The 23,330-nt window shown below is 39.0% G+C and carries 25 protein-coding genes, 1 pseudogene and 1 other annotated feature; of the genes and pseudogenes, 16 read left to right on the forward strand and 10 right to left on the reverse strand.

Annotated elements, in window-relative coordinates; all coding sequences use genetic code 11:
• Positions 1–42 precede the first annotated feature (42 nt).
• Positions 43–1,038: an IS4 family transposase gene (locus ACFN7Z_RS18845; RefSeq protein WP_395442709.1), complete on the reverse strand. Its 996-nt coding sequence runs from the start codon at positions 1,036–1,038 to the stop codon at positions 43–45.
• Positions 1,039–1,415: 377 nt separating this feature from the next.
• Here ACFN7Z_RS18845 and ACFN7Z_RS18850 point away from each other — a divergent pair, with 377 nt between their 5' ends.
• The 9 genes from ACFN7Z_RS18850 to ACFN7Z_RS18890 all read left to right on the forward strand — a co-directional run bounded on the left by ACFN7Z_RS18850 (position 1,416) and on the right by ACFN7Z_RS18890 (position 8,564).
• Positions 1,416–2,942 carry an aldehyde dehydrogenase family protein gene (locus ACFN7Z_RS18850; protein WP_262043260.1) on the forward strand — a complete coding sequence of 509 codons (1,527 nt, stop codon included), beginning with the start codon at positions 1,416–1,418 and terminating at the stop codon, positions 2,940–2,942.
• Between the two features lie 109 nt (positions 2,943–3,051).
• Entirely contained in the window at positions 3,052–4,068 is a 1,017-nt protein-coding gene (adhP, locus tag ACFN7Z_RS18855; RefSeq protein ID WP_227681230.1) for an alcohol dehydrogenase AdhP, read from the forward strand.
• A gap of 184 nt (positions 4,069–4,252) precedes the next feature.
• Positions 4,253–4,579 (forward strand): DUF779 domain-containing protein, encoded by a 327-nt coding sequence (locus ACFN7Z_RS18860; protein WP_262043259.1) that lies wholly within the window; start codon positions 4,253–4,255, stop codon positions 4,577–4,579.
• A 262-nt stretch (positions 4,580–4,841) separates the two neighbouring features.
• On the forward strand, positions 4,842–5,810 hold the full coding sequence (locus ACFN7Z_RS18865) for an IS4 family transposase (protein WP_227523112.1): 969 nt from the start codon (positions 4,842–4,844) through the stop codon (positions 5,808–5,810).
• 63 nt (positions 5,811–5,873) lie between these two features.
• Complete coding sequence (locus tag ACFN7Z_RS18870; RefSeq protein ID WP_005006030.1) at positions 5,874–6,029, forward strand: hypothetical protein; 156 nt, start codon at positions 5,874–5,876, stop codon at positions 6,027–6,029.
• A gap of 38 nt (positions 6,030–6,067) precedes the next feature.
• Complete coding sequence (locus tag ACFN7Z_RS18875) at positions 6,068–6,493, forward strand: hypothetical protein (protein ID WP_024160768.1); 426 nt, start codon at positions 6,068–6,070, stop codon at positions 6,491–6,493.
• Positions 6,494–6,823: 330 nt separating this feature from the next.
• Positions 6,824–7,780, forward strand: a complete 957-nt coding sequence (locus ACFN7Z_RS18880; protein WP_024160934.1) for a hypothetical protein — start codon at positions 6,824–6,826, stop codon at positions 7,778–7,780.
• 22 nt (positions 7,781–7,802) lie between these two features.
• The gene (locus ACFN7Z_RS18885) at positions 7,803–8,264 is read left to right on the forward strand and encodes a hypothetical protein (protein ID WP_024160933.1); all 462 of its coding nucleotides are present in this window, start codon (positions 7,803–7,805) and stop codon (positions 8,262–8,264) included.
• Between the two features lie 51 nt (positions 8,265–8,315).
• Entirely contained in the window at positions 8,316–8,564 is a 249-nt protein-coding gene (locus tag ACFN7Z_RS18890; protein WP_024160932.1) for a hypothetical protein, read from the forward strand.
• A 134-nt stretch (positions 8,565–8,698) separates the two neighbouring features.
• Here ACFN7Z_RS18890 and ACFN7Z_RS18895 read toward each other — a convergent pair whose 3' ends face one another.
• On the reverse strand, positions 8,699–9,988 hold the full coding sequence (locus ACFN7Z_RS18895; protein WP_024432368.1) for a Y-family DNA polymerase: 1,290 nt from the start codon (positions 9,986–9,988) through the stop codon (positions 8,699–8,701).
• The gene (gene umuD, locus ACFN7Z_RS18900) at positions 9,985–10,545 is read right to left on the reverse strand and encodes a translesion error-prone DNA polymerase V autoproteolytic subunit (RefSeq protein WP_099143578.1); all 561 of its coding nucleotides are present in this window, start codon (positions 10,543–10,545) and stop codon (positions 9,985–9,987) included. The genes ACFN7Z_RS18895 and umuD overlap by 4 nt, the downstream gene beginning before the upstream one ends.
• Positions 10,546–10,704: 159 nt before the next feature.
• On the opposite strand from umuD, the gene ACFN7Z_RS18905 reads away from it, so the two are divergent.
• Both ACFN7Z_RS18905 and ACFN7Z_RS18910 read left to right on the forward strand, forming a co-directional pair.
• Positions 10,705–12,075, forward strand: coding sequence for a hypothetical protein (locus ACFN7Z_RS18905; RefSeq protein ID WP_227553500.1), 1,371 nt, complete (start codon positions 10,705–10,707; stop codon positions 12,073–12,075).
• 268 nt (positions 12,076–12,343) lie between these two features.
• A complete protein-coding gene (locus tag ACFN7Z_RS18910) occupies positions 12,344–13,261 on the forward strand; it encodes a hypothetical protein (RefSeq protein ID WP_024160928.1) in 918 nt (305 codons plus the stop codon).
• Positions 13,262–13,336: 75 nt separating this feature from the next.
• Here ACFN7Z_RS18910 and ACFN7Z_RS18915 read toward each other — a convergent pair whose 3' ends face one another.
• The 3 genes from ACFN7Z_RS18915 to ACFN7Z_RS18925 all read right to left on the reverse strand — a co-directional run bounded on the left by ACFN7Z_RS18915 (position 13,337) and on the right by ACFN7Z_RS18925 (position 15,786).
• A complete protein-coding gene (locus ACFN7Z_RS18915; protein ID WP_395442697.1) occupies positions 13,337–14,662 on the reverse strand; it encodes a DNA cytosine methyltransferase in 1,326 nt (441 codons plus the stop codon).
• A 65-nt stretch (positions 14,663–14,727) separates the two neighbouring features.
• The gene (locus ACFN7Z_RS18920) at positions 14,728–15,006 is read right to left on the reverse strand and encodes a hypothetical protein (protein WP_052500235.1); all 279 of its coding nucleotides are present in this window, start codon (positions 15,004–15,006) and stop codon (positions 14,728–14,730) included.
• 57 nt (positions 15,007–15,063) lie between these two features.
• Positions 15,064–15,786, reverse strand: coding sequence for a DNA cytosine methyltransferase (locus ACFN7Z_RS18925; protein WP_395442698.1), 723 nt, complete (start codon positions 15,784–15,786; stop codon positions 15,064–15,066).
• Positions 15,787–16,080: 294 nt separating this feature from the next.
• On the opposite strand from ACFN7Z_RS18925, the gene ACFN7Z_RS18930 reads away from it, so the two are divergent.
• Positions 16,081–17,300 (forward strand): IS3 family transposase gene (locus ACFN7Z_RS18930; protein ID WP_151726127.1). Its coding sequence is split into 2 segments (ribosomal slippage): positions 16,081–16,357 and positions 16,357–17,300, totalling 1,221 coding nucleotides; the frame shifts between segments, so codons are not numbered across the junction.
• Positions 16,356–16,472 (forward strand) — a sequence feature (AL1L pseudoknot). (Overlaps the previous gene by 117 nt.)
• Here ACFN7Z_RS18930 and ACFN7Z_RS18935 read toward each other — a convergent pair.
• Positions 17,297–17,983: a hypothetical protein gene (locus ACFN7Z_RS18935; RefSeq protein WP_395442699.1), complete on the reverse strand. Its 687-nt coding sequence runs from the start codon at positions 17,981–17,983 to the stop codon at positions 17,297–17,299. The genes ACFN7Z_RS18930 and ACFN7Z_RS18935 overlap by 4 nt on opposite strands.
• A 167-nt stretch (positions 17,984–18,150) precedes the next feature.
• Positions 18,151–18,516 carry a hypothetical protein gene (locus ACFN7Z_RS18940; protein WP_005028583.1) on the reverse strand — a complete coding sequence of 122 codons (366 nt, stop codon included), beginning with the start codon at positions 18,514–18,516 and terminating at the stop codon, positions 18,151–18,153.
• Positions 18,517–18,772: 256 nt separating this feature from the next.
• Between ACFN7Z_RS18940 and ACFN7Z_RS18945 the strand changes: the two genes are divergently transcribed.
• From ACFN7Z_RS18945 to ACFN7Z_RS18960, 4 genes are all read left to right on the forward strand, one after another.
• Positions 18,773–19,117: a hypothetical protein gene (locus ACFN7Z_RS18945; protein WP_005028585.1), complete on the forward strand. Its 345-nt coding sequence runs from the start codon at positions 18,773–18,775 to the stop codon at positions 19,115–19,117.
• A 12-nt stretch (positions 19,118–19,129) separates the two neighbouring features.
• Positions 19,130–19,333, forward strand: coding sequence for a hypothetical protein (locus ACFN7Z_RS18950; protein ID WP_005028586.1), 204 nt, complete (start codon positions 19,130–19,132; stop codon positions 19,331–19,333).
• A gap of 63 nt (positions 19,334–19,396) precedes the next feature.
• Positions 19,397–19,543 carry a transposase gene (locus ACFN7Z_RS18955; protein WP_005028587.1) on the forward strand — a complete coding sequence of 49 codons (147 nt, stop codon included), beginning with the start codon at positions 19,397–19,399 and terminating at the stop codon, positions 19,541–19,543.
• Positions 19,540–20,472, forward strand: coding sequence for an IS5-like element ISAba12 family transposase (locus ACFN7Z_RS18960; protein WP_002114401.1), 933 nt, complete (start codon positions 19,540–19,542; stop codon positions 20,470–20,472). The genes ACFN7Z_RS18955 and ACFN7Z_RS18960 overlap by 4 nt, the downstream gene beginning before the upstream one ends.
• 195 nt (positions 20,473–20,667) lie before the next feature.
• On the opposite strand, the gene gorA is transcribed toward ACFN7Z_RS18960, so the two are convergent.
• Positions 20,668–22,020, reverse strand: a complete 1,353-nt coding sequence (gorA, locus tag ACFN7Z_RS18965; RefSeq protein ID WP_002122354.1) for a glutathione-disulfide reductase — start codon at positions 22,018–22,020, stop codon at positions 20,668–20,670.
• Positions 22,021–22,098: 78 nt separating this feature from the next.
• Positions 22,099–23,264: pseudogene (locus ACFN7Z_RS18970) on the reverse strand (IS3-like element ISAba22 family transposase).
• Between the last annotated feature and the right edge of the window lie 66 nt (positions 23,265–23,330).

Here is a 23,330-nt window from a genome sequence, read left to right on the forward strand (position 1 = left end):
TATTGCGCTTTGTATAATGAATCTCTGCACACGACAAAAAAATCATCCCCACCCGATTTTCATAGGTTTAGGGGTTAAAAAGCTAACTAACTGTCGAAATACAGTCTTATCATTGTTAAAGAACACCAAGTGAAGGCCCTCAATCAACACATCCAGGCCAAGCGCAAACAAACTGGCTTGAGGTCGAGCGTTTGACTTTAACTTGCGCTTTAACGGCTTATCTTTGTCTTTATAAATACCGACATGATAAGCCCAACAAAATGCTAAGGCGTTCACTGCGACTAATTTACTGACCCGATCAAGATGGGTTAAGTGGGTATCTTCAAGATTAAAGCCACGGCCCTTTAGACAAGCAAATAAAGTCTCAATCTCCCAACGCTTAGCATAGCTTGTCATCGCATCCACTGTTTCTAGTTGATTGGTGGCCACAATCACTAAACCATAGTCTTTATCACGCTTGGCAAATACTCGAACCAAACAACCATCGACAGTCAGTATTCGTCCATGTCGATATGTTTCTTGATGGCTAACATGGAGTAATAACTCTTTAATCTGTACCAACTTGCCATGATGATTCTTAACTTTACTGTTCTTCTTAATCCGTATGGCAAAGGGTATGTGATTATTGGTGAGCCAGTTAAACCATTTTTCGCCAACAAACTCTCTGTCTGCTACTATCATCTCAAGGTTATCTTTGCCAAATTGTTTGATAAACCGCTCAATAAGTTCACAGCGTTCAAGATGGTTTGTATTACCTCGCTTATCTAGCATTTGCCAGTATAAGGGGATGGCTATCCCTTTATATACCACCCCTAGCATAAAGATGTTGAGGTTACTTTTACCCCATTTCCAGTTGGTGCGGTCAATGGTTAAGGTGAGTTTGCCTAGCCCAAATAGTCGATATATCATTAAAGCCAGTTGATCGTAGTCTATCCTCGCTTCGGCAAAAAATCGCTGTAGTCTGCGATAGTGACTGTCGGTCTTGCCACCCTTAGGAAGGTGTCTTGCTATTTTTTTTAAGATTACTGCTTTGAGCAGTAATCAGGGCTATTATCATTAGGCTCAAACATGTGATTCTTGCCTTGTTCATACTCAGGTTTTGGGTTAAAGTTTCACTAAGTCTGTTAAAGTTTGGCATGGTCTGATTCGTCTTAAAAATTACTATTATGCCTTTGCTTTAACAGACTTTTTTGTTTTTTGTCGTGTGCAGAGCCTAAATTTATGAAACAACCTGATTTGCTTTACTAAAAGCACCTATCCTTATGTATAAAAGTTCAGTAGGATAGACTGACAACCTGATCAGGAGGATCCAGAAAAGCCGTGCAAGTGACTTTATAGATATGACCTCAAAAGATCATATATCAAAGGCTTGAACGTTTATTTGCTTTATAAATTAATACAACAAGGAGTCGTTAATGCTACACGCCTATCCCAATACAGAAAACAGCCCCGTCCAATTCCGCGAAAAATATGACAACTTTATCAATGGTGAGTGGGTCGCACCAGCCGATGGAGAATACTTTGACAACACCAGCCCCATTGACGGTAAAGTCATCTGCCAAGTCGCCCGTTCAAAAGAAGCGGATATTGAAAAAGCCTTAGACGCTGCTCATGCTGCCAAAGACGCTTGGGGCAAAACCAGTGTCGCTGAACGTGCCAATCTACTGCTCAAAATTGCAGATAAGATGGAAGCCAATTTAGAAGCCATCGCCATTGCCGAAACGTATGAAAACGGCAAGCCTGTACGTGAAACCCTAGCAGCAGACATTCCATTAGCTGTCGATCACTTTCGCTATTTTGCCAGTGCCATTCGCGCCCAAGAAGGCGGCATCAGTCAAATTGATGATGACACGGTTGCTTATCACTTCCATGAGCCACTTGGTGTCGTCGGCCAAATTATCCCATGGAACTTTCCGATCCTCATGGCAGTATGGAAGCTAGCCCCTGCGCTTGCTGCTGGTAACTGTATAGTACTCAAGCCTGCAGAGCAAACGCCTGCCTCTATCCTATTTATGCTAGAGACGATCGGGATTGCTGATATCTTACCAAAAGGTGTCCTCAACGTGGTCAACGGTTTCGGAGTTGAAGCTGGTAAGCCGCTTGCCTCCAATCCACGTATCAATAAAGTTGCCTTTACTGGTGAGACGACTACTGGTCGCCTAATCATGCAGTACGCCAGTGAAAACATCATTCCAGTTACCCTAGAGCTGGGTGGTAAGAGTCCAAATATCTTCTTTGCTGATGTCATGGACGAAGACGATGATTTCTTGGACAAAGCGGTCGAAGGTCTAGTGATGTTTGCGCTTAACCAAGGTGAAATTTGTACTAGTCCGTCGCGCGCATTAGTACACGAGAGTATTTATGATGAATTTATGAAGCGCTGTATCGAGCGCGTCAAAGCCATCAAAATGGGCAATCCATTAGACACTGACACCATGATTGGTGCACAAGCCAGCTCAGACCAGTTAGAAAAAATCTTATCTTATCTGGATATCGGTAAAAAAGAAGGCGCGAAAGTCTTGGTTGGCGGCGAGCAAGCCAAACACGATGGCGAGCTTGGCGACGGTTATTATGTGAAACCGACCATCTTTGAAGGCACTAACGACATGCGCGTGTTCCAAGAGGAAATCTTTGGACCAGTACTTGCCGTCACGAAATTTAAAGACGACGAAGAGGCCATGAGCATTGCCAATGATACCTTATATGGTCTTGGTGCTGGAGTCTGGACACGCAGTGTACACAAAGCCTATCGCTTCGGACGTGGCATCCAAGCAGGTCGCGTGTGGACCAACTGCTACCACATCTATCCTTCGCATTCTGCATTTGGTGGCTACAAGCAATCGGGTATCGGCCGCGAAAACCATCTAATGATGCTTGATCATTATCAGCAAACCAAAAACATGCTGGTTTCTTATAGTCCCAAAAAGATGGGCTTCTTTTAAGCCTGTCTGTCACGCACTTTATGGCAGCCACCATAAAGTAATGAGTTGGTAGATATGACATCTATCAACTCACCATCCACGATAAGGAGAATGCAACGTGAGTAATAAAATGAAAGCTGCGGTTCTGCATGAGTTCAACCAACCTCTGCAGATTGAAGAAGTTGATATCCCTACCCCAGGTCCTGGTCAAATTGTAGTAAAAATGCAGGCATCAGGTGTCTGTCATACCGACCTGCACGCTGTCGAAGGCGATTGGCCAGTCAAACCAAGCCCCCCGTTTATCCCTGGTCATGAAGGTGTCGGCCTGATCACTGCTGTGGGTGAAGGTGTTAAGCATGTTAAAGAAGGCGACCGTGTCGGTGTGCCTTGGCTCTACTCTGCCTGTGGTCACTGTACGCATTGCCTAGGCGGCTGGGAAACCCTGTGCCTAAGTCAAGAGAACTCTGGTTATTCAGTGAATGGTAGCTTTGCAGAATACGTATTGGCAGATGCTGACTATGTTGGCATTATTCCTGAGAGCGTTGACTCTGTTGAGATTGCACCAGTTCTATGTGCGGGTGTGACGGTATATAAAGGTCTGAAAATGACAGACACCAAACCAGGTGATTGGGTCGTCATTTCAGGTATCGGTGGACTTGGTCACATGGCGGTACAGTACGCCATTGCCATGGGACTGAACGTTGCTGCCGTCGATATTGACGATGAAAAGCTCGATTTTGCCAAAAAGCTGGGCGCCAAAGTCACCGTCAATGCCAAAAACACCGATCCTGGTGAGTATCTGCAAGAAGAGATCGGCGGTGCTCATGGTGTGCTAGTGACAGCCGTCTCCTCTAAGGCCTTTGATCAAGCGCTGACCATGCTGCGCCGCGGTGGTACTTTGGTCTGTAATGGTCTACCAACAGGCGACTTCCCTGTTTCTATCTTTGATACGGTACTAAATGGTATTACCATTCGTGGCTCAATCGTTGGTACACGTCTAGACCTACAAGAGTCGCTAGATATGGCAGCGGAAGGTAAAGTAAAAGCGACCGTTGCCGCTGAGCCGCTTGAGAATATCAATGACATTTTTGATCGTATGCGTGATGGTAAGATTGAGGGTCGCATCGTCATTGATTACTCTATGTAGACATGTCAATTATTTGAGACATTTTTATTTTTTAGAAATTATCTCGATAATTACGACGTTTGGTCACAAATAACAGGTCGTATCGTTTTCAGCCACATGCTATTAATGATGTGAGTGATGATGATGCGGCCTTTTATATTTTACCGATTAGTTTGGGTAAAAGTTTAAAAATAAGGAGCACGTTATGAAACTTGAAGCGACAGAAGCCTGCGTTGCGTTAATTGAGCTATTAAAGTCCAAACACGGTGACCTGATGTTCCATCAATCTGGCGGCTGCTGCGATGGTAGCTCACCGATGTGTTATCCATTGGGCGAGTTTAAAGTGGGCGGCCAAGACGTGCTCATCGGTGAGCTCGCTGGCTGTCCCTTTTATATGGGTAAAGCGCAGCATAAACTTTGGCAACATACGAATTTAACCATCGATGTGGTCGATGGACGCGGGGCCAGTTTTTCGCTTGAGATACCTGAAGGTAAGCGCTTTATCGTCCGTTCAGAAGTATGTGCGGTGTAAACTACTACTTTATTCACAAGAAGCTATCAGTCTCATATCAGCGCATTTTATGTCTTATTGCTCTGCACACGACAAAAAAACAAAAAAGTCTGTTAAAGCAAAGGCATAATAGTAATTTTTAAGACGAATCAGACCATGCCAAACTTTAACAGACTTAGTGAAACTTTAACCCAAAACCTGAGTATGAACAAGGCAAGAATCACATGTTTGAGCCTAATGATAATAGCCCTGATTACTGCTCAAAGCAGTAATCTTAAAAAAAATAGCAAGACACCTTCCTAAGGGTGGCAAGACCGACAGTCACTATCGCAGACTACAGCGATTTTTTGCCGAAGCGAGGATAGACTACGATCAACTGGCTTTAATGATATATCGACTATTTGGGCTAGGCAAACTCACCTTAACCATTGACCGCACCAACTGGAAATGGGGTAAAAGTAACCTCAACATCTTTATGCTAGGGGTGGTATATAAAGGGATAGCCATCCCCTTATACTGGCAAATGCTAGATAAGCGAGGTAATACAAACCATCTTGAACGCTGTGAACTTATTGAGCGGTTTATCAAACAATTTGGCAAAGATAACCTTGAGATGATAGTAGCAGACAGAGAGTTTGTTGGCGAAAAATGGTTTAACTGGCTCACCAATAATCACATACCCTTTGCCATACGGATTAAGAAGAACAGTAAAGTTAAGAATCATCATGGCAAGTTGGTACAGATTAAAGAGTTATTACGCCATGTTAGCCATCAAGAAACATATCGACATGGACGAATACTGACTGTCGATGGTTGTTTGGTTCGAGTATTTGCCAAGCGTGATAAAGACTATGGTTTAGTGATTGTGGCCACCAATCAACTAGAAACAGTGGATGCGATGACAAGCTATGCTAAGCGTTGGGAGATTGAGACTTTATTTGCTTGTCTAAAGGGCCGTGGCTTTAATCTTGAAGATACCCACTTAACCCATCTTGATCGGGTCAGTAAATTAGTCGCAGTGAACGCCTTAGCATTTTGTTGGGCTTATCATGTCGGTATTTATAAAGACAAAGATAAGCCGTTAAAGCGCAAGTTAAAGTCAAACGCTCGACCTCAAGCCAGTTTGTTTGCGCTTGGCCTGGATGTGTTGATTGAGGGCCTTCACTTGGTGTTCTTTAACAATGATAAGACTGTATTTCGACAGTTAGTTAGCTTTTTAACCCCTAAACCTATGAAAATCGGGTGGGGATGATTTTTTTGTCGTGTGCAGAGATAATGAATATAGATTTAATCACTATCCTTAAGGGCTTTTAATATGTGGAATACATTAGTTTTAATTCGTAAAACCGCAACGTCAAAAGAAATAAAAGACAAAGCTGATATGTATTTAAGCCAGTTAAATACTGCAACCATTTCAGCATCTCTTAAAGCTGAAATACTCTCTTTTATCGAATCTGTTTTAAACGATTAATCAACTTAGGCTCAACGCCTACAACTTGGAGAAACCCCATGAATTACTACAACACATTCACCATTCCATGCAATTTTAAAGTACAGCACATTGAAGATGGTCAATTTGTCGTGTTTTTTGCTGATGGCACTCAGTTAAGTTACCAGATTGAAAACACCAGCAAGGTTAAATGGATTGAACCTGAAGCATTCAGCTTAGAGCAAGTACTCCTAAGCTCAAAAGAGCCAATCAATGCCGATGATATTGACATCATTAAGTATGCTTCATACCGCTTAATTGCTGACACGCCATTGATTGATGATGATGGTAGCAATCCTGAACCTGATTGCCTTTACTGCAAAAAATCTAGTGACACTCTTAACAGCCTCATACTTCAAGTCACTGAAGCACATACCCTCCCATGTTGGCTACTGACATCAAACGGCGTTCATATCCTAGATATTAATGAATTGACTGAAGCTTAATAACAACAACCAGTGAAGCATGTCTATTGCTTCACTTTTTGGCAGTTGAAAACCGCATTCGATGTTTTTTTAGTTGATTAAAAAAAGGTTTAGAAATTTGGTTGTGGCCAGCGCTAGATCTGGCGCACCAGGATCAATGCTTATTTGTATGGTTCGTTAATTGCTTCCATCATTTTAATAGCATCCTCATTACTATTTTTAGCTGCTATCTGTTAAAAGTCGCAGCAAGGACCAGTAAAACAATAATAAATAATTTTAAAAAAGTTTTTGGGTTAGGTTCTATCTTAAAATAAACATATTGAAGCAGAAAGCTTAAAACTTGGAGTTGAAATGGTTTCTATTAATGAATTACTGAACAAAAACCTTGATCGCAAATATGGTCCAATTGAAGCGCATGAAGTTATAGAACTTGTTCGTGTAACTCGTGCGCCAGAATCCGTAAATAACCCTTCAATGCCATCAGTTAGAATTTCTACTGCAGATCTGCACCACATGGTTGAACAAGCTAAAAAGTTCAATTTGTGGGAAGAATGGTCCACCAAGGTTTTAGCAACTGAGTTGCCATACAACCCTTATCTTAAGCCAGTGTTTACAGGTCATAGTTTCCCACGTTCTAGCATGTCTACTGACAACTACGAAGCATTAGTACGCTCTACGTTAGTGCCGGTGCTACTACCTGAAGATAAAAAGTCTTTTATCAACCTGAATGACAAAGTTATGTCATTTAACAACCTCATGTTTGATATGCCCGATGCGATGGTGAACCATCTCATGACTGGTAAAAAACTTTGGCTATATGCAAAAAATGGGCAAGTGGTCTGGTATACCCGTGCTGAGTATGAGGCGCAAACCAAGTGGAACCAGGCTGAACAGGATGCTAAGAAAAAAATTACTGCATTGTTTGAATTATTCAATGCGCTGCAACAAGCTAAACCGATCTTTGATGCTATCGATCAGAAGAAAAACTTCAGTGCTTTACCGTTCAAATGGTTCACTGGTGTAAAAATTGTAATGTCAGGCTTGTCAGCTGGATCATGGGGCGATGATGAAAAATCAAATACAATGACTCACTTGGTTTTTGATGAAGACTACTCAGGATCTAAATTGGTTCGTGAGAAAAACCAGTACTTGTGCTCAGCTGGAGGCTTATTCCCTGCAGATGAAGCAAAGAAAGAATTCAAAATGAAAGTAGGTGAAGTTACCGTGGACACGGTACCGCACCTTGTTACATGTAAAGTGTGCCTAAAACGTATTTTTACGCAACTTGCATTAACTCAATCTAATTAATCAAATTTATAGGGTGTTCATCATGAATAACAAAACAATTGCCAAAAAAATGATTAACCAAGTTAAATCGGTTATCACTGACCCACAAGCAAAAAGCTTGTTGGCTGCTTATCACGTAGAGGCGTCATTTACCCACTTCTACGAAACACACAGCCACATTTACTTGGTTGGTAAAGACATTACTGCAGTCATGGCCAAACATTTTCCATACTTCACGTTTAAGACTCGTGATAACAAGAAAGCCCGTCACGGTATTGGCGATGGCTCAATGTCTGATTGCTTAAACAAGCTTCGCCGTGTGTATCGCTTAGAAATCAAAAAACCGATTAGCGAGAAGTTTATCGCTGAAGCTGGTGCACCGACTTTCACAAAAAGCCAATCTGTAAGTCCTGTTGCTTATTTGATTGATGAAGTTGTGCTACAAGAAACAGCGCCGATCGCACGATCTGACGTTCAAAACAGTTTCCAGGATCTTTTCAATTGATTTGAGGCTTATATGAATATGCATACGACTCAAAAGAGTGAGAGAGACAAAATGACAAAACGCTGTTCTGGTGATGTGAAGTCACCCTGGTTCTTCATCGAGGACCAAATCCCAAACAAAGATGGCACGGCGTTTATTGTGTGGGATGAATTCTTAGACCATGAAATTAAACCTATCCGCTGGAGCGATAAGATCCGTGACTATGCTTCAGGTGAAGTCGAATGGAGTGGAAGCTTCTTATTTTGGCGATATGATGATGGCACACCAGCTGAATCACCAAGAAGCTATCAGCAATCTTAATTTCTTATATTTCCGAGGGTGTAGCCAATTGATTTTGAGATTTGATCAATCTCTTTAAGGCAAAGGTTTGATTCCTTGAATGCCAGTTCGAGTCTGACCATCCCCGTCATTGCCAACAAATTCCCTCAAATGAATCAATTGAAGACAATCATACCAGCCTCACTAAAATAGTTACGGCTTTGACGTTCTGACTTAGGTTCCCAATCTCTATTTTTCAGATTACATGATCCAGCAGCAATTTTAGCCTTGCCAAACTTACTCTGAATGCTTTGAAACGCCGTCATTAACGCTTGCTCTTTTTCAAGCTGCTCTACGTCAGTTAGTAGGTCGATCGTGCGATGTTCTTCTTTTATCAATTCACACAACATCACGCCACATTTCTTAAACTCTATCCCCTCTTTGTACAATTTATCAATCAGTGATGTGGCAGCTTTAACCAGTTGCATCAAATTGTTTGTAGGTTGGGTAAACGTGTATGTTAACGACTTGCTGTAATACGGTTTTGACTGGTCAAATGGGTTGGATTGCAAGAAAACAATCAGAGATCCGCAAAGCTGGTGTTCATCAACAAGCCGATTGAATGCATTATGGGTATATTTGCTGACGGCTTCTTGAAGAATTGAGAGCTCAGTAATTTTCTGGCCGAAAGATTTGCTCGAGACAATCTGTTGTTTCGCCTTAGGTGAACTTTCAAATTCAAAGCATGACTGGCCAAGCAATTCTAAAATCGTACTTTGCATATTCACATTGAAGAGTTCACGCATTCGATTCGGGTTGGATGTTGCAAGATCCAGCACACTTAAAATCCCCATGTCATTAAGCTTTTTAGCGTACTTTCGCCCAACACCCCATATTTCATCAACTGGCATGGTTTGATAGTAGCTTTCGACATCTACCAGGCTCATTGTCACTAAATTACAGATTCCATTTAATTCTGGATTCTTTTTGGCAAGGTTGTTGGCCATTTTACTTTCAGTCAGTGTTCTACCAACACCTACGCACGTTGTTAAGCCAATAAGCTTATATACTTGATGCCGAATCTCCCGTGCCATTTCAGTAGCATCAAAGTTTTTAGTAAATTGAGTAAATTCTATAAAGCCTTCATCAATGCTGTAAATGCTGTAACAGCTTGGATCTACAAAACCAGATAATATTCCATGAAAACGGCGTGACATTTCGCCATACAGCGCAAAATTGCTCGATAGCACATGAACGTTATGTTTATTGATGATGTCTTGGACCTTAAAGAGTGGCGCACCCATCGGGATTTTTAAGAGTTTAGCTTCAGCGCTTCTCGCAATGATTGTTCCGTCATTAGAGCTTAAGACAACGCATGGTTTACCCTTTAACTTAGGGTTCCAAAATGCTTCCATCGAACAATATGCCGAATTTATATCAACATGAATAAATACCCGGTTTGTCATTTTCGTGCGTCTTTAATGATGTAAGTCACTACGCCCCACACAATCAATTCCTGTTCAGGTTTTAGAAAAATATGTGAGTGCTCTTGGTTTTCTGCTTTAAGCCAAACTGGAGGGATAGATTTTGCATCTGGACCAAAAATTTCATTAATTTCACCAGCTGACATTTGCTTGGTGATCATCAACCGCTTAACGGTAAAGTCTGTTTCTAGCTGAGCAACAATAATATCTAGATGCTTGGCGTCTAAGCTTCTATCGATTATGAGCTTATCGTTAATATCTATACCAGCATTTAGCATGGAACGAGAGCCTACTTTACCAATAAACGTAGAGTACTCATTGGTGATCAGCATTTCGTTGAGATCGACCGACTTTTCAATAAAATCTTGTGCTGGTGATGCAAATCCAGCTGATAATAATTCAGCTGCAATAGGAATTTGTAAAAGCGAGTTAGATTTGACGTGCTCGAGGTCAAGAATATCGCTTATCTTTTTATTTGCACCGCTAAATGCGATAACTTTCGTTTCAGGTTTTCCTGACGTTGAACTGCAAGTAGACATGAAAAAAACCTTACTATGATTTGAGCCCCATTGTATTGAGAGCTGTATGTTTGTTCAAATATTTCTTAAAAGTTACCAATACACAATGGGTTATCCTTGGAGTTAGAATAAAGATCGTCTATCTTATGAATAATAAAATTTACACGTAATATGTCAGAGATGATGCCAATTATTCATTACTTAACAGTACAGGTTTGCAAACGGGTATTCATAGAGCCTAACTACGGCGTAATGCGTTCTAATGATCCATTAGTTATAGATCCTGATCTATCAATGCAGCCATTATGTTTACTTGGCATCTCCGTCAATGATTTTCCATTAAATTACACGGAATATTATGAAAAAAATGACAGTAGTTGTTCCCTGTCAAAATTCCTGAAGACTTTTTGGAGCCGTTACTACAAGACTAATGGCCCAAATATTCCATTAGTTTTTGGAATACCAGATATCCTGGTTATCGATCATCGTGTGAAGGATATTATTAATCAATCATTTTATAGTTGGTTAGACTCGAATAATATTCAATATGAGTTTTCTGATAGTAAGAATAAAAAAGCTATTGCTAATTTTCGTCAGCATCAACACTATCCTTATATTGAATGTTACTCTGAGATAGACGTCCTAGATACATATAAAACTAAAAATGAAGAATATGCCTTACCTTTATCCGTTCTAAACACGATGACTAACTATTTAGATAGTGTTTTTCTCTTATCAAAGCATCGTAAAACTTTAATAGCGTATACCAGCAGACCTATTAAGCATCCAACATTTACAGAGTGCTGTCCTAACGATCTCCGACTATTTGACATTACACCTTTAGAAAGTAAAGCCGATAGAACTTTACAGGATGCATATTGGGTTAGCTCCGATTTAGAAAATGGCAATTATGGATACTTGCGGAATAGACAAGTGAAAGAAGACATAGATTGCACCAGAGAAGATAAAAAAGCTTTTTTGGCCCTAATAAAATCATTGCCAGTTACTCAATGGATGGATATTTTTACAAGCAATCAGATTGAATTATTGAATCAATTAAAAAAACAACGATACAAAGACACAATTGATATCGATCAGATTAATTACGCAGATATGTGTTTTAAATTAGGGTTAAGTAGGGATTCTCAATACACAGTTTTAGCACTGGAGACATCTAAATTAAAACGTTCTGAAATGATTGAACTTTGGGATCAATATTCTCATGGAGGTGATGTTAAGTACTCTTGTGAAATTATGCTTCCTGACTGGTACTCTTCGCGAAATGATAAAATTTACAGATATTTTTATTTATCTATGTGGAACAGCAGCATTATTTTCATAAGTGAATCAGGATCTCCAGCAACAAAATGTTTTGATCAAGATGAATGCATTAATTACATGTCAAAAAATCAATTCAAAATACATAATTTAAGTAATATCGTTGATATACGTCACTTTGATGAATTGCTATTAAACAACAGGCAATATTTATTGAACATCGTTAAAGAAATGGATGCTTTTGAACTTTTAAAGGACCTAAATACCGTATAAATTTGGAAGCTTTTAGATGCTATATCTTTGATATAAAAACTAACTGCTGGTATGAACGGCGTTATACACAGGAATTAGTATCTTCCGGGCGCATTGAATCCCCTATAAAACAAATTCTTCTTTTTTAACGCTGTGCCATACAGCCCGGTTGAACATTTTAAGCATAGGTTTTATTAATTATTAACTGTAAAATATTATAGTTTAAACATCAATATTAACTACTTTTAATAGTTAGGAACTCCAGTTTTATCAGGATAATTTTTAGATCATGAAAAATATTAAGTTAGTACTAAGCTCAGCTATTCTTCTACCTCTTGTTGGTTGTTCCATTCTGCCTCAACCGGATGAAATTACGCCAAATCAAATGCTGAAATATCAGACCCCTGAGAACATAATTAATTCCAAAAACCTAAATGGGAAAGCTGGGACCGGTAAAGACTATATGCTTACTGGATATAAAGAAGCTCTTTTACCCCATTCATACATGAATAATTTATGTAAAAGCCAGAATGGATCGTTGAGACAAATTCAACGTTCTTCATATGCCTATTTAGATAAACGTAATAACCCATCTCCTAAGACTATCGGGTCAGAACTCGCACCTCACATTGGTATTTTTGAATGTAATGTAAGTTCACCCTGGTATGTAAGTATTGAACCATTATCAAGCCGATACGGTGGTACTAACAAAAATCTAGACATCATTTCGCTAAAAACAAAGGTTATTGATCGATCTTCACTTAAAGGTCATATTGATTATTACAACGTTCATAGACAAGAAGAACTTGAACAAGACAAGAGAAAATATAATGAGCGATTACGTCAAGAAAATGAGCGTCAACGCCAGGAACAAGCTCAAATTAATGCAAAAAATAGATTTATAGCTGCAAATGCCCCTACAACAAAAGACATAGGTAAAACTATCTGCAATGAAACAGTATTGTCTGCTTTTACCGGTATATACGTATTTGGGCAACCTAATTTTAAGCAGACCAATGGTACGGTTATCGCAAGTGTAGAAGGCTTTTCTAACGATCAGAAAAATATCAAAATCAATATCAAAGGCTTTTTAAATACCCAAAATGGAATCTCAGCTGGAAGTGATGTGTTGTACAACCAGATCCCACTTGAAGCTGGTAGAACGGTTTGGGACAGTAAAGCAAATTGGTTTAAGTGTAATTATTAATTTTATTATCTAGCTTAAAAAGAGGTCATTAGGGACCTCTTTTTTTAACTCATAATTTATAGAATGCAAATAGCCTTATGAGGCCAGACTATATTCCTGTTCATGAGTAAAGTTGGCCAGAACCAGTGCATAAGATAAATCAGGTGGTACTGAGTTACCGACCATACGATATTGGTCTTGTTTAGTTAACTTCAATTGTTGGTTATTTTCATCATGTCCATAACTGAAAATATAATCATGCGGAAAGCCTTGAGCCTTATAAAGTTCAAATGGTTGAAGCATTCTAAAGCCAATATCTTCAATACAATAGCGTTCACCATTGATTTCAATGATTCCAAATTTTTCAAAAAGTTCATTTTTGAAATTTAACCCTTCAGTAAATCTCGTTAATAAAGCTCGTACCTCTGCAAATTGATTTACTGTTGTGAGTGTATGCATAGGTTCATTTAACTCTTGGCCAGTACATCCATTTTTCATTTTTGAAAGGTGACAAACATATAGTGAGTGGGTACCGCCTTTAGTTTCAGCTGTAATTGTCCTCAAAGGCTCATCGATCGGCATTGATCTCCGACTTGATCCATTTGCACATTCTGTAAGAATTGGAGCAGCTGCATCAACCATATATGGCTCTGGATTATGAACGATATATTTCAAAATACCGCGAACAATACGCTCTAACGTAGCTGGTGCCAGTGCTTTTTTTCTTTTAAATATACTAGGGCAATCAAAACTTAGATCTACGCATTCAGCAGCTGTACGCCATGGCAATAAACGTCCCTTTTTTACAAGACTGGTATTAGGATTACCATGGGTTTCCTTTGGCCATACGATTGGCAATCCATCACGGCGAGCTATTAAGAAAAATCGATTTCGTATAGTTGGTGAACCGAAGTCACATGCTTTTAATTCTTTGTATTCAACTGAGTATCCTTGATATTTCAATGCATTTACAAAGCAATTAAACGTTCGTCCCTTACGCTTTGGGCATGGACGTCCATCTTTATCAAGGTCACCCCATTCTGCAAACTCCGTTACATTTTCAAGCATTATTACACGAGGTCGAACCTTTGCTGCCCAGCGCAATGCAATCCAGGCCAATCCCCTAATGTTTTTATTGAGAGGTTTACCTCCCTTAGCTTTGGAATGGTGTTTACAGTCTGGGCTCAACCAGACTAATCCAACGGGTTGATTACCAGTGATTTCAACTGGATCTACATCCCAAACACTTTCACAATAATGTTTTGTAAGAGGATGATTTACCCGGTGCATCGCCAAAGCTTTAGGATCATGATTAATAGCAATATCAATTGGCCTCCCAAATGCACGTTCTAAACCGGTTGATGTTCCACCACCCCCGGCAAAATTATCAACAATAAGTTCGTGTGGTAATAAATTAAACATAATATAAACTCCAAGTTTTTGGCTTTTTGCCACTAAATTCGTGTACGCGAATACTGTATGAATACTTAGGCAAGCATTAGTTCATTTATAGAATCAATGGCTGCCAAATCATCATAATCATAGTAAGCATCATCGATGGCAGACGAAATTTCATATTCAGAAACTCCTGAATTCAGAGCGAGTTTTAAAAGATTCCGGTCTAATCGGTCATATTTGTTTGAAAATGCCATCAGTTTATGGTCATGCGCGTTATTGGCCATAAAGAATGAATATGCAAAACCAACAGGCGTTACACTTCGAGCATTTTTAGTGGCCAAGCTTTTCCCACCATATAACTTGTGCATTTTAGATCCCTCTATAGGCTCTACTGGTGCAATAGGTAGGTCAGCATTAAATCTACCTCATAATAAGGTTTTCTTAGTGTAAGTATCCCCAAAATGAAACGGATCAAACGACAGACGCCACGGCGACAACCCGGTTAAGCTCGCAATACGCCCTACTGGATTCTCAATTGCCCAAATATTCGGTTTAAAAAATTCAATTGTTCTTAAAGTTTGGTACACCAGCTCAATACTGCTTAACGTGCGACCATCAGCATCTTTGGCGGTAAAATGTCTTGCACCAGAAACAGCAAAGTCAGTACATGGGCATGCAGCTAAAATCGCATGAACGTCCAAACCATCAAAGCATGCAAAAAGCTCGTTAAAGAATTCCACGCTGAAGTTATTAATATCGCCAAAATAAGGATCTGCCTGTATATCAAAGCGAAATACTTGATAGCCAGCATCAACCCATGGTTGTGACCATGTGCCAGACAAATCAAAAAGAGAAAGGACAATTTTTTGGTTGTTTTGGTTGCGGATCGTTGGATCTAGATATTGGTTAAACGCAACGTTTTTCCATTGTTCTAAACGCTCTAATGCGGAAGATCTGGACATCCAGCCATTAGCTTCAACATATGCTTGTGATTTCTTATTTAAGCGAACAACTTCATTCTTATGCGGTGCATCAAAGATATTTGAAATCTTAAACTCAGCATCAATAAAACTACTTCTTGCATCCAATAAAAGCTTATTGAAAAGTTGCAATTGTTCATTATTGTTTTGCGTTTTTACTAAATCCACGACCGACTCCAAGTTTTAAGCAATGAGCTTGATTACCTAATTTTAGAGTAATTTGTATGAATATAATTTTTTTTAAAAATAGTTATATGTCTATTCAGTTGAAGACGATTATCTACCATAAAGCTTATTGAGCTTTTCGGATGCTAAATCACTAAATTTGACGTAAATTGTGCTGGATGTCTTTGCCAATTTAACTTCAAGATGCTCATTAATCTGGATGTAAGCACCTTTACTAATATTTAGATGAACCGTACCGGGTTTGTCGGAGAGTCAATATTCTGAGAGACTATCCCGATGACAAAATTAAAATATACCCCTGAAATCAGAGAAAGAGCGGTTCAATTATTGATTGAATCCGAGAAAGATTATCCATCGAATTGGGCTGCAATCACAGCAATTGCTCCTAAAATTGGCTGTACTCCTGAAACACTACGTGTTTGGTATCAAAAATACTTAGATCAACAAAATCCAGTTAAAGCACAGCAGCTTTCAGACCAAGAACGTATCAAACAACTGGAACGCGAAAATAAAGAACTGCAACGTGCTAACGAAATTCTACGTAAAGCAGCGGCTTTTTTCGCCCAGGCGGAGCTCGACCGCCCATACAAATAATGGTGGATTTTATCCATAACAATAAGGCGTTATATGGTGTTGAGGCGATTTGTAGAATTTTACCGATTGCAGCTTCGACCTATTATCGGGCTTTAGATCTCGTTGATAACCCAGAACATCGAGCGAAACGTGCTCTGCATGATTTACATCATGCAGAGCAAATCAAACGTATTTGGAAAGAAAGTTCAGGTCGATATGGTGTACGTAAAGTTTGGCAAAAATTGAAACGTGAAGGCTATGTGATTGCACGTTGTACAGTTGCTCGATTGATGCAAAAGCTAGGTATACAAGGTGTTTGGCGTGGTAAGAATAAACAAACTACTCGTAACCGAGATGACCAAAAACGGGCAGATGATTTAGTGAAACGTAATTTTAATGCTGATCATCCAAACCAACTATGGGTGGGTGACTTTACGTATATTCAAACTCATTCAGGCTGGGTATATACCGCATTTGTTATTGATGTGTTCTCACGAGCAATTGTTGGATGGAAAGTATCGACACGGATGAATACAGATATGGTGCTCGATGCATTGGAGCAAGCATTGCACGATCGAGGCATGCCAAAGAATGTGATTCATCATTCCGATAGAGGTGTTCAATATCTTTCTATTCGCTATACCAATCGTTTAGAAGCTGCAAATTTACGAGCATCAGTCGGTACAACTGGTGATTCATACGATAATGCTCTGGCTGAAACGGTGAATGGCTTATACAAAACAGAGGTGATTGAATATTTAAAAGCAGATTGGCAAGGTTTAGCAGATGTACAACTTGCGACACTAAACTGGGTAGATTGGTTCAATAAAAAGCGTGTACACAGTGCACTGGGTTATGTATCGCCTTTTGAGTTTGAAGCAATGTACTATGATAAGATTAACCCGTTAGGTCAGGTGGCCTAACTTAAATAAAAAAGTCTCCGACAAACCTGGTACGGTTCAAGATCTTTAGTTAACTCCTGGATAGCCTGATCAAACCTATTCTCTTCTATCTTTAATAGTGAATATTCATTACTAATATTCAAATTAATAGATTTAGCGACCTGTTCAAAAGTGCGAATCATATTAAAACATAGGTCTATTTTTCTTTTTTTATTGATGCCAGTGCCGTGTATACGGGTTCTAGGAGATTTCTCGACAAACTTAAAACTCCATATCGTGTCGTATATACCAACTTGATTTGCCAAAACATCAACAAGAGAAGCGTTGCTAGATAGATTATCCAAGTCAGCAAGTGCTTTTCTTACCATCTTTAGTCCGAATACCTTACTGTTATGAGTACAATACTTCGTATAAAACCTAGTTTTTGCATCTGATTGGTGATTTATCTTAATAACTATTTGGTTATAAACCTTAATCCAATAAATATTACTCAATGTTAAATACAAAGGATCTCTTTCAGGCTGGCTTTGAATATTAGGAAGTATTACATTGAGGTCTGAGTGCTGGTTGAGTTGTAGTATGGATAATTGTATTTCTGGATCAAAAGAAACAAAGACCTTTCTTGCTTCAAGTAGCGCCGTAGTCTTTGTAGAAAACTCCTTAGAGAGCTCTTTTAATATTTGTTCTATTTCAGACTTCATCATAGTCGGTTTAACCAAAATTATCGAACAACAATAAGTAAATTAAAATAAATAGACAATAGAATGTTGGACACAACTATTAGCTCACCACAAAGCTCTTCTAGAATCAACATTTGAATACATCCTACGATTGAATAGACGAAAGGCCTGTAACCAGGCCTGGTAAATGATTACTTTGTATAAATCACATTCTTATATTGTGTTTGGAGCTTGTAGAACTCACGGCGAGATAGCTCTTTAGGGTTTTGAGCCATGATCGTATAAAACTTACGAATCTCTTGTTCCTTTGTTTCCGATGGTTCACTGATCTCAGCAATACGCACGGTTTCATACCAGCCGACTACTTGGCCATAGTCTTTAGATGCGATTTGCGCCGTAGAATAAAATACATAAGAAATAATGATGGTTGCAACACCAGTAATCGCTAACAACGTAAATGTCGTGCGACCCCATGCAAGAAGCTTTGCTTTGTATTCATCAAGAGCAAGCAACCAAGTACCAACCATCGCAAGAGCTAAAATATCACCTAAAATCATTTTGGTTTTCCTTAAATAAATTCACATTTCGCTTTTAATTATAGAAAATAAAACCCTTAAAACTTTTTTTCTAAAAACAATTATTCTTTTCTTAAAATATTTAAAAAGACTTATAAAACCACTTTAAGTTTGCTTAAAAACGCATACGCTGATTTTAATTGATTAAAATAAAACTCACGTTTTAATTTTTAGAGAAAAGTTAAAACCTTTTAAGGATTGATACTATGTATCTATTCCAACAGATAGGCGATCCCCTATGCACTCATTACCAGTTGACGCTAAATCAGCAAAACATTTTGCATCGAATCCTTTAAGTGATTGGGCAATAGGACTTGTCAAAGCTGATGCGGTGAATAACCACCTTAGTTTTGATGCTAACTGCAACCTTCAGTTAAGCACCGTTTTTGATTTTATTGCGATTGCGGATACCGAAGCAGAAGACTTTGAATCGCTGTTTTTAAAAGAGTTTGGTGAGGATTTCACACCATTAAGTCACCTTGAATATGAATCAGTGAATAGCTTGGCTGAAATGATTACATCGCAATATGACACGGCGATCGAAACCGTTAGACACATCATTATTGAACGTGAATTGAACTAAGGATCTGGACGCATGAATAAGCTTGTACTTGCCATTGAGTCAGGGCGTATTACTGACGGAGAAGTTTTATTTTTACAGTTGAATCAGCTTAAATCTGGTCAAATACCCGATATGGTAAGTAGACAGCAATTTGCTGAATTATCTGAAATGGTCAATGCCTTTCAGGATGTATGGATGGATGAACCAGTATCTTTTTTTCAGCCTATCCAAGACTGATGTGTGCTGAAAAAACAGGAGGTTTTAACTTGGTAAACTAAACACACTCATCAGGAGTTTACCATGAGCAAGAAACACAAGACTTACACCACAGAATTTAAAGCTGAAGCCATCAAATTAATTGAAGCCAATCAAGGCAATGTCTCGGAAACGGCTTTGTTGCACAAACCTATCTGTAAAGGGTTTTTCAGCGATATAATTTTCAAATGAAGAAGCCTACACACAAAATCTACCGCACAACCAATTGGCCCGCATATAACCGAGCACTCATGAGTCGCGGAAATATTGCCATTTGGTTTGATCCTGCTACGCAATGGTATGCGCCATCAAAAGGCAAACAAGGGCGAAATCAAACCTACTCCGACGCAGCCATCCAATGCTGCTTAATGATTAAATCCTTATTCCGTCTGTCTTTACGTATGGTCACTGGCTTTGTGCAAAGTCTGATTAAACTTTGCGGATTAAATTGGATAGCTCCAGATTACACCACGCTTTGTAGAAGACAAAAGCATATTGATATTGTAATCAGCTACCAAAAAAGTAGCGATGGGCTGCATCTACTCATGGACTCTACAGGCATGAAGTTTCTAGGTGAGGGCGAATGGAAACGCAAGAAACATGGACCTGAATATCGTCGCCAATGGCGTAAACTTCATATTGGTATAGATGCTAAAACCCTGCAAATACGAGCAGTTCAGCTTACAACCAATAATGTCAGTGATTCACAGGTGCTTGGTGATTTACTTAATCAGATTCCACAAGATGAGCGGATTAACTCTGTTTATACCGATGGAGCTTATGACACCAAGCAATGCCGTCAGGTCATTGCAGATCGGCAAGCGCATGCGGTGATTCCACCTAGAAAAAATGCGAAACCATGGAAAGATACAAAGAGTAGCTCGCTAGAGCGAAATGAATTACTTCGAACAATTAAACGTTTAGGCAGGACACTATGGAAAAAATGGTCAGGCTATCATCGGCGAAGTTTGGTTGAAACTAAGATGCATTGCATCAAATTATTAGGAGATAAACTCAGTGCAAGGAGTTTTGATAGCCAAGTGAATGAGATCCATGCACGTGTAGCAGTCCTTAACAGATTTACGGAATTAGGTCGACCACTTACCCAAGTTACGCCTTAAATTTGGCTCAATTAGGGGCGCTTTGCATTTCAAATCTTTGTGCAACAAAGCCGAGCATGTGCTGTTTGTGATAAATTGAGATTATGTTGAGTGAGTTCTCTAATAATTCTAAGTTGTTGAAAGTTCATAATTTGGATATAGAATATAAAAATAAGAGCAAATATATAAATAAATGCTCTTTTAGATGATCAATGATTAACGCATTGTGACGAATTCTTCAGCAGAAGTCGGATGAATTGCTAAAGTGTTATCGAAGTCTTTTTTAGTTGCTCCCATTTTTAAAGCAACAGCAAAGCCTTGCAGAATTTCATCCATACCGTATCCAATACCATGAATTCCGACCACTTTCTCATCAGTTCCTACACAAATTAATTTCATTTTTGTGAGTTGTCGATGTTCTGTTATCGCTGTATACATGGATGTAAAGGAAGAACTATAAATTTTGATGGCATCTTTACCAAATTTTTCTATGGCTTGATCTTCGGTTAATCCAACTGTTCCAATAGGTGGGTGACTAAACACCACAGTCGGAATATTTTCATAATCTAAATGTTCATTTGGCTTATTGTTAAATAAACGTTCAGACAGTCTTCGACCCGCTGCCACAGCAACAGGTGTTAACTCGACTTTACCTGTAATATCACCCACTGCATAAATGCCAGACTGTGTTGTATTTTGATATGCATCAACATGAATAAAGCGATTCTCGTTCAATTGAACTTGAGTCTTATTAAGATTGATCGCTTCAGTTGCAGGTTTTCTACCAATTGCCCAAATCAAGCAATCTACACTATGTTCTGTACCATCTTCTAGGTGTAATACAAGTGAGTTATCTTGAACTTTAGTCACTTTGTTAATCTGACTATGAGTATGCACGTTAATATTTTCACTGCGCATATTCTCTAATAGTGTTTTACCAAGGAAATGATCTAATCCACGCAAAGGCTGATGTTTACGAATAAATAATTGTACATTCGAACCCAATGCATTAAGAACACCTGCCAATTCCACAGCAATATAGCCAGAACCAACAATAGCAGTCCGCTTCGGTAAGTGTTCTAATCCGAAGAAACCATTGGAATCAATACCATATTCAGCACCTTCAATTTCAGGTTTGAATGCTTGAGTCCCCGTAGCAATTAAAATATGGTCAGCTGTGTACGTTTCACCATTTACTTCAATTGTTTGAGCATCTAAAAATTTTGCAAAACCTCGAATGACATCAACATTATTTTTAGCTAGTCCTGTGTCATACGATGTATGTATTCGGCTGATATAGGCTTGTCTGTTTTCAACTAATTTCTTCCAGTTAAAGGATTTCAATTCTGTATTAAAGCCATAGTCAGGACCATATTTATGAATCGCATCGGCAATTTGAGCTGAATACCACATCACTTTTTTAGGAACACATCCTACGTTGACACAGGTTCCACCAATATCACCCATTTCTATCAGTGCACATTTCTTACCATACATGGCAGCACGATTGACTGATGCAATACCGCCACTGCCTCCGCCAATCGCAATATAATCATAGTGTTTAGACATAAATGAAATTCCTGTTTTTTAGATTTAAAAAGTTAATGATATACGCTGAATTATCAGGAGACTTTCCCTTGGGAGATTCTAGGCAGCCAACTTATAAAAGTCTTCGGCCATTTGATTTGGTGTCTTAAAACCCAAACCCTTTTGAATTCTTCGATGATTATAAAATAATTCAATGTATTTTATAATATCTGCTTTGGCTTCTTCTCTGGTTTGATAGTTGTAATGATGCACTAACTCATTTTTCAGTATTCCCCAAAAGCTTTCAATCGGTGCATTATCGTAACAGTCTCCGCGCTTGCTCATTGAACCTTGAAAACCATATTGCTCAAGTATATTTCGATATTCATGGCTGCAATATTGACTTCCTCTGTCTGAATGCACAATCAGTTCTTTGGTTGGTTTTTGATTGTGAATAGCCATATTTAGCGCATTACAAACAAGCTGTGCTGTCATGCGCTCATTTAAGCTATAGCCAACCACTTGTTTCGTGTAAAGGTCTTTTACCGCTGCTAAGTACAGCCATCCTTCAACAGTCCATATGTACGTAATATCACTTGACCATGCTTGATTTGGTCTAGTCATTGAGAATTGTTGCTCCAGCAGGTTTTCATAGATCGCTCGATTATGGTCACTATTCGTAGTCCTTTTAAAACGCTTGTGTCGCTTACAATACAGGTGGTTCAGCGCTTTTATCTGACGTACAGCCTACATACTCATTTTTATGCCCTGAGCTTGTAAGTATTTGGTTAATCGAATATAACCATAGCTCTGCCTTGTCTCCTCATGGGCTATTTTCACCAATATCGTCTGTTGATTTCGTTGAATCGTTCTTTTGCTCACGCCTCTCTTGAGCCAATCATAAAAACATGAAACTGAAACATGAAGTAATCGAGCCATTAAGGTAATTGGAAAAGAATATCTTTTTTGTTTCATATAGGCGTACCTTACTGACTTTCTTTGGCAAAGTACGCTGCTGCCTTTTTTAAAAATTCACGTTCCATTTCAGCTATTTTGAGCTGTTGTTTGAGTTTTTTATTTTCTTCGAGTAGAGCGTTTAGATCAGGTGAATACTGTTTTGTACCTGCTAAAGTTCCAGCCTTTGCTTTGGTATTCCAATTTGAAAGAGTTTGCATTGAAATGCTAAGTTGTCTAGCTGTTTCCGAGACATTGCCTTGATTGGCTTCAATTAATTTGATGGCTTCAGCTTTAAATTCTGTGGTGTAAGTCTTGTGTTTCTTGCTCATGGTAAACTCCTGATGAGTGTGTTTAGTTTACCAAGTTAAAACCTCCTGTTTTTTCAGCACACATCA

It is taken from the genome of Acinetobacter sp. P1332 (assembly GCF_044057475.1).
GTDB classification, from domain to species: Bacteria; Pseudomonadota; Gammaproteobacteria; order Pseudomonadales; family Moraxellaceae; genus Acinetobacter; species Acinetobacter johnsonii.

Coding starts and splice junctions, on each gene's coding strand:
- ACFN7Z_RS18850 (WP_262043260.1), top strand. CDS start 1,416: ATGCTACACGCCTATCCCAATACAGAAAACAGCCCCGTCCAATTCCGC.
- adhP (WP_227681230.1), top strand. CDS start 3,052: ATGAAAGCTGCGGTTCTGCATGAGTTCAACCAACCTCTGCAGATTGAA.
- ACFN7Z_RS18860 (WP_262043259.1), top strand. CDS start 4,253: ATGAAACTTGAAGCGACAGAAGCCTGCGTTGCGTTAATTGAGCTATTA.
- ACFN7Z_RS18870 (WP_005006030.1), top strand. CDS start 5,874: ATGTGGAATACATTAGTTTTAATTCGTAAAACCGCAACGTCAAAAGAA.
- ACFN7Z_RS18875 (WP_024160768.1), top strand. CDS start 6,068: ATGAATTACTACAACACATTCACCATTCCATGCAATTTTAAAGTACAG.
- ACFN7Z_RS18880 (WP_024160934.1), top strand. CDS start 6,824: ATGGTTTCTATTAATGAATTACTGAACAAAAACCTTGATCGCAAATAT.
- ACFN7Z_RS18885 (WP_024160933.1), top strand. CDS start 7,803: ATGAATAACAAAACAATTGCCAAAAAAATGATTAACCAAGTTAAATCG.
- ACFN7Z_RS18890 (WP_024160932.1), top strand. CDS start 8,316: ATGACAAAACGCTGTTCTGGTGATGTGAAGTCACCCTGGTTCTTCATC.
- ACFN7Z_RS18895 (WP_024432368.1), bottom strand. CDS start 9,988: ATGACAAACCGGGTATTTATTCATGTTGATATAAATTCGGCATATTGT.
- umuD (WP_099143578.1), bottom strand. CDS start 10,545: ATGTCTACTTGCAGTTCAACGTCAGGAAAACCTGAAACGAAAGTTATC.
- ACFN7Z_RS18905 (WP_227553500.1), top strand. CDS start 10,705: ATGATGCCAATTATTCATTACTTAACAGTACAGGTTTGCAAACGGGTA.
- ACFN7Z_RS18910 (WP_024160928.1), top strand. CDS start 12,344: ATGAAAAATATTAAGTTAGTACTAAGCTCAGCTATTCTTCTACCTCTT.
- ACFN7Z_RS18915 (WP_395442697.1), bottom strand. CDS start 14,662: ATGTTTAATTTATTACCACACGAACTTATTGTTGATAATTTTGCCGGG.
- ACFN7Z_RS18920 (WP_052500235.1), bottom strand. CDS start 15,006: ATGCACAAGTTATATGGTGGGAAAAGCTTGGCCACTAAAAATGCTCGA.
- ACFN7Z_RS18935 (WP_395442699.1), bottom strand. CDS start 17,983: ATGATGAAGTCTGAAATAGAACAAATATTAAAAGAGCTCTCTAAGGAG.
- ACFN7Z_RS18940 (WP_005028583.1), bottom strand. CDS start 18,516: ATGATTTTAGGTGATATTTTAGCTCTTGCGATGGTTGGTACTTGGTTG.
- ACFN7Z_RS18945 (WP_005028585.1), top strand. CDS start 18,773: ATGCACTCATTACCAGTTGACGCTAAATCAGCAAAACATTTTGCATCG.
- ACFN7Z_RS18950 (WP_005028586.1), top strand. CDS start 19,130: ATGAATAAGCTTGTACTTGCCATTGAGTCAGGGCGTATTACTGACGGA.
- ACFN7Z_RS18955 (WP_005028587.1), top strand. CDS start 19,397: ATGAGCAAGAAACACAAGACTTACACCACAGAATTTAAAGCTGAAGCC.
- ACFN7Z_RS18960 (WP_002114401.1), top strand. CDS start 19,540: ATGAAGAAGCCTACACACAAAATCTACCGCACAACCAATTGGCCCGCA.
- gorA (WP_002122354.1), bottom strand. CDS start 22,020: ATGTCTAAACACTATGATTATATTGCGATTGGCGGAGGCAGTGGCGGT.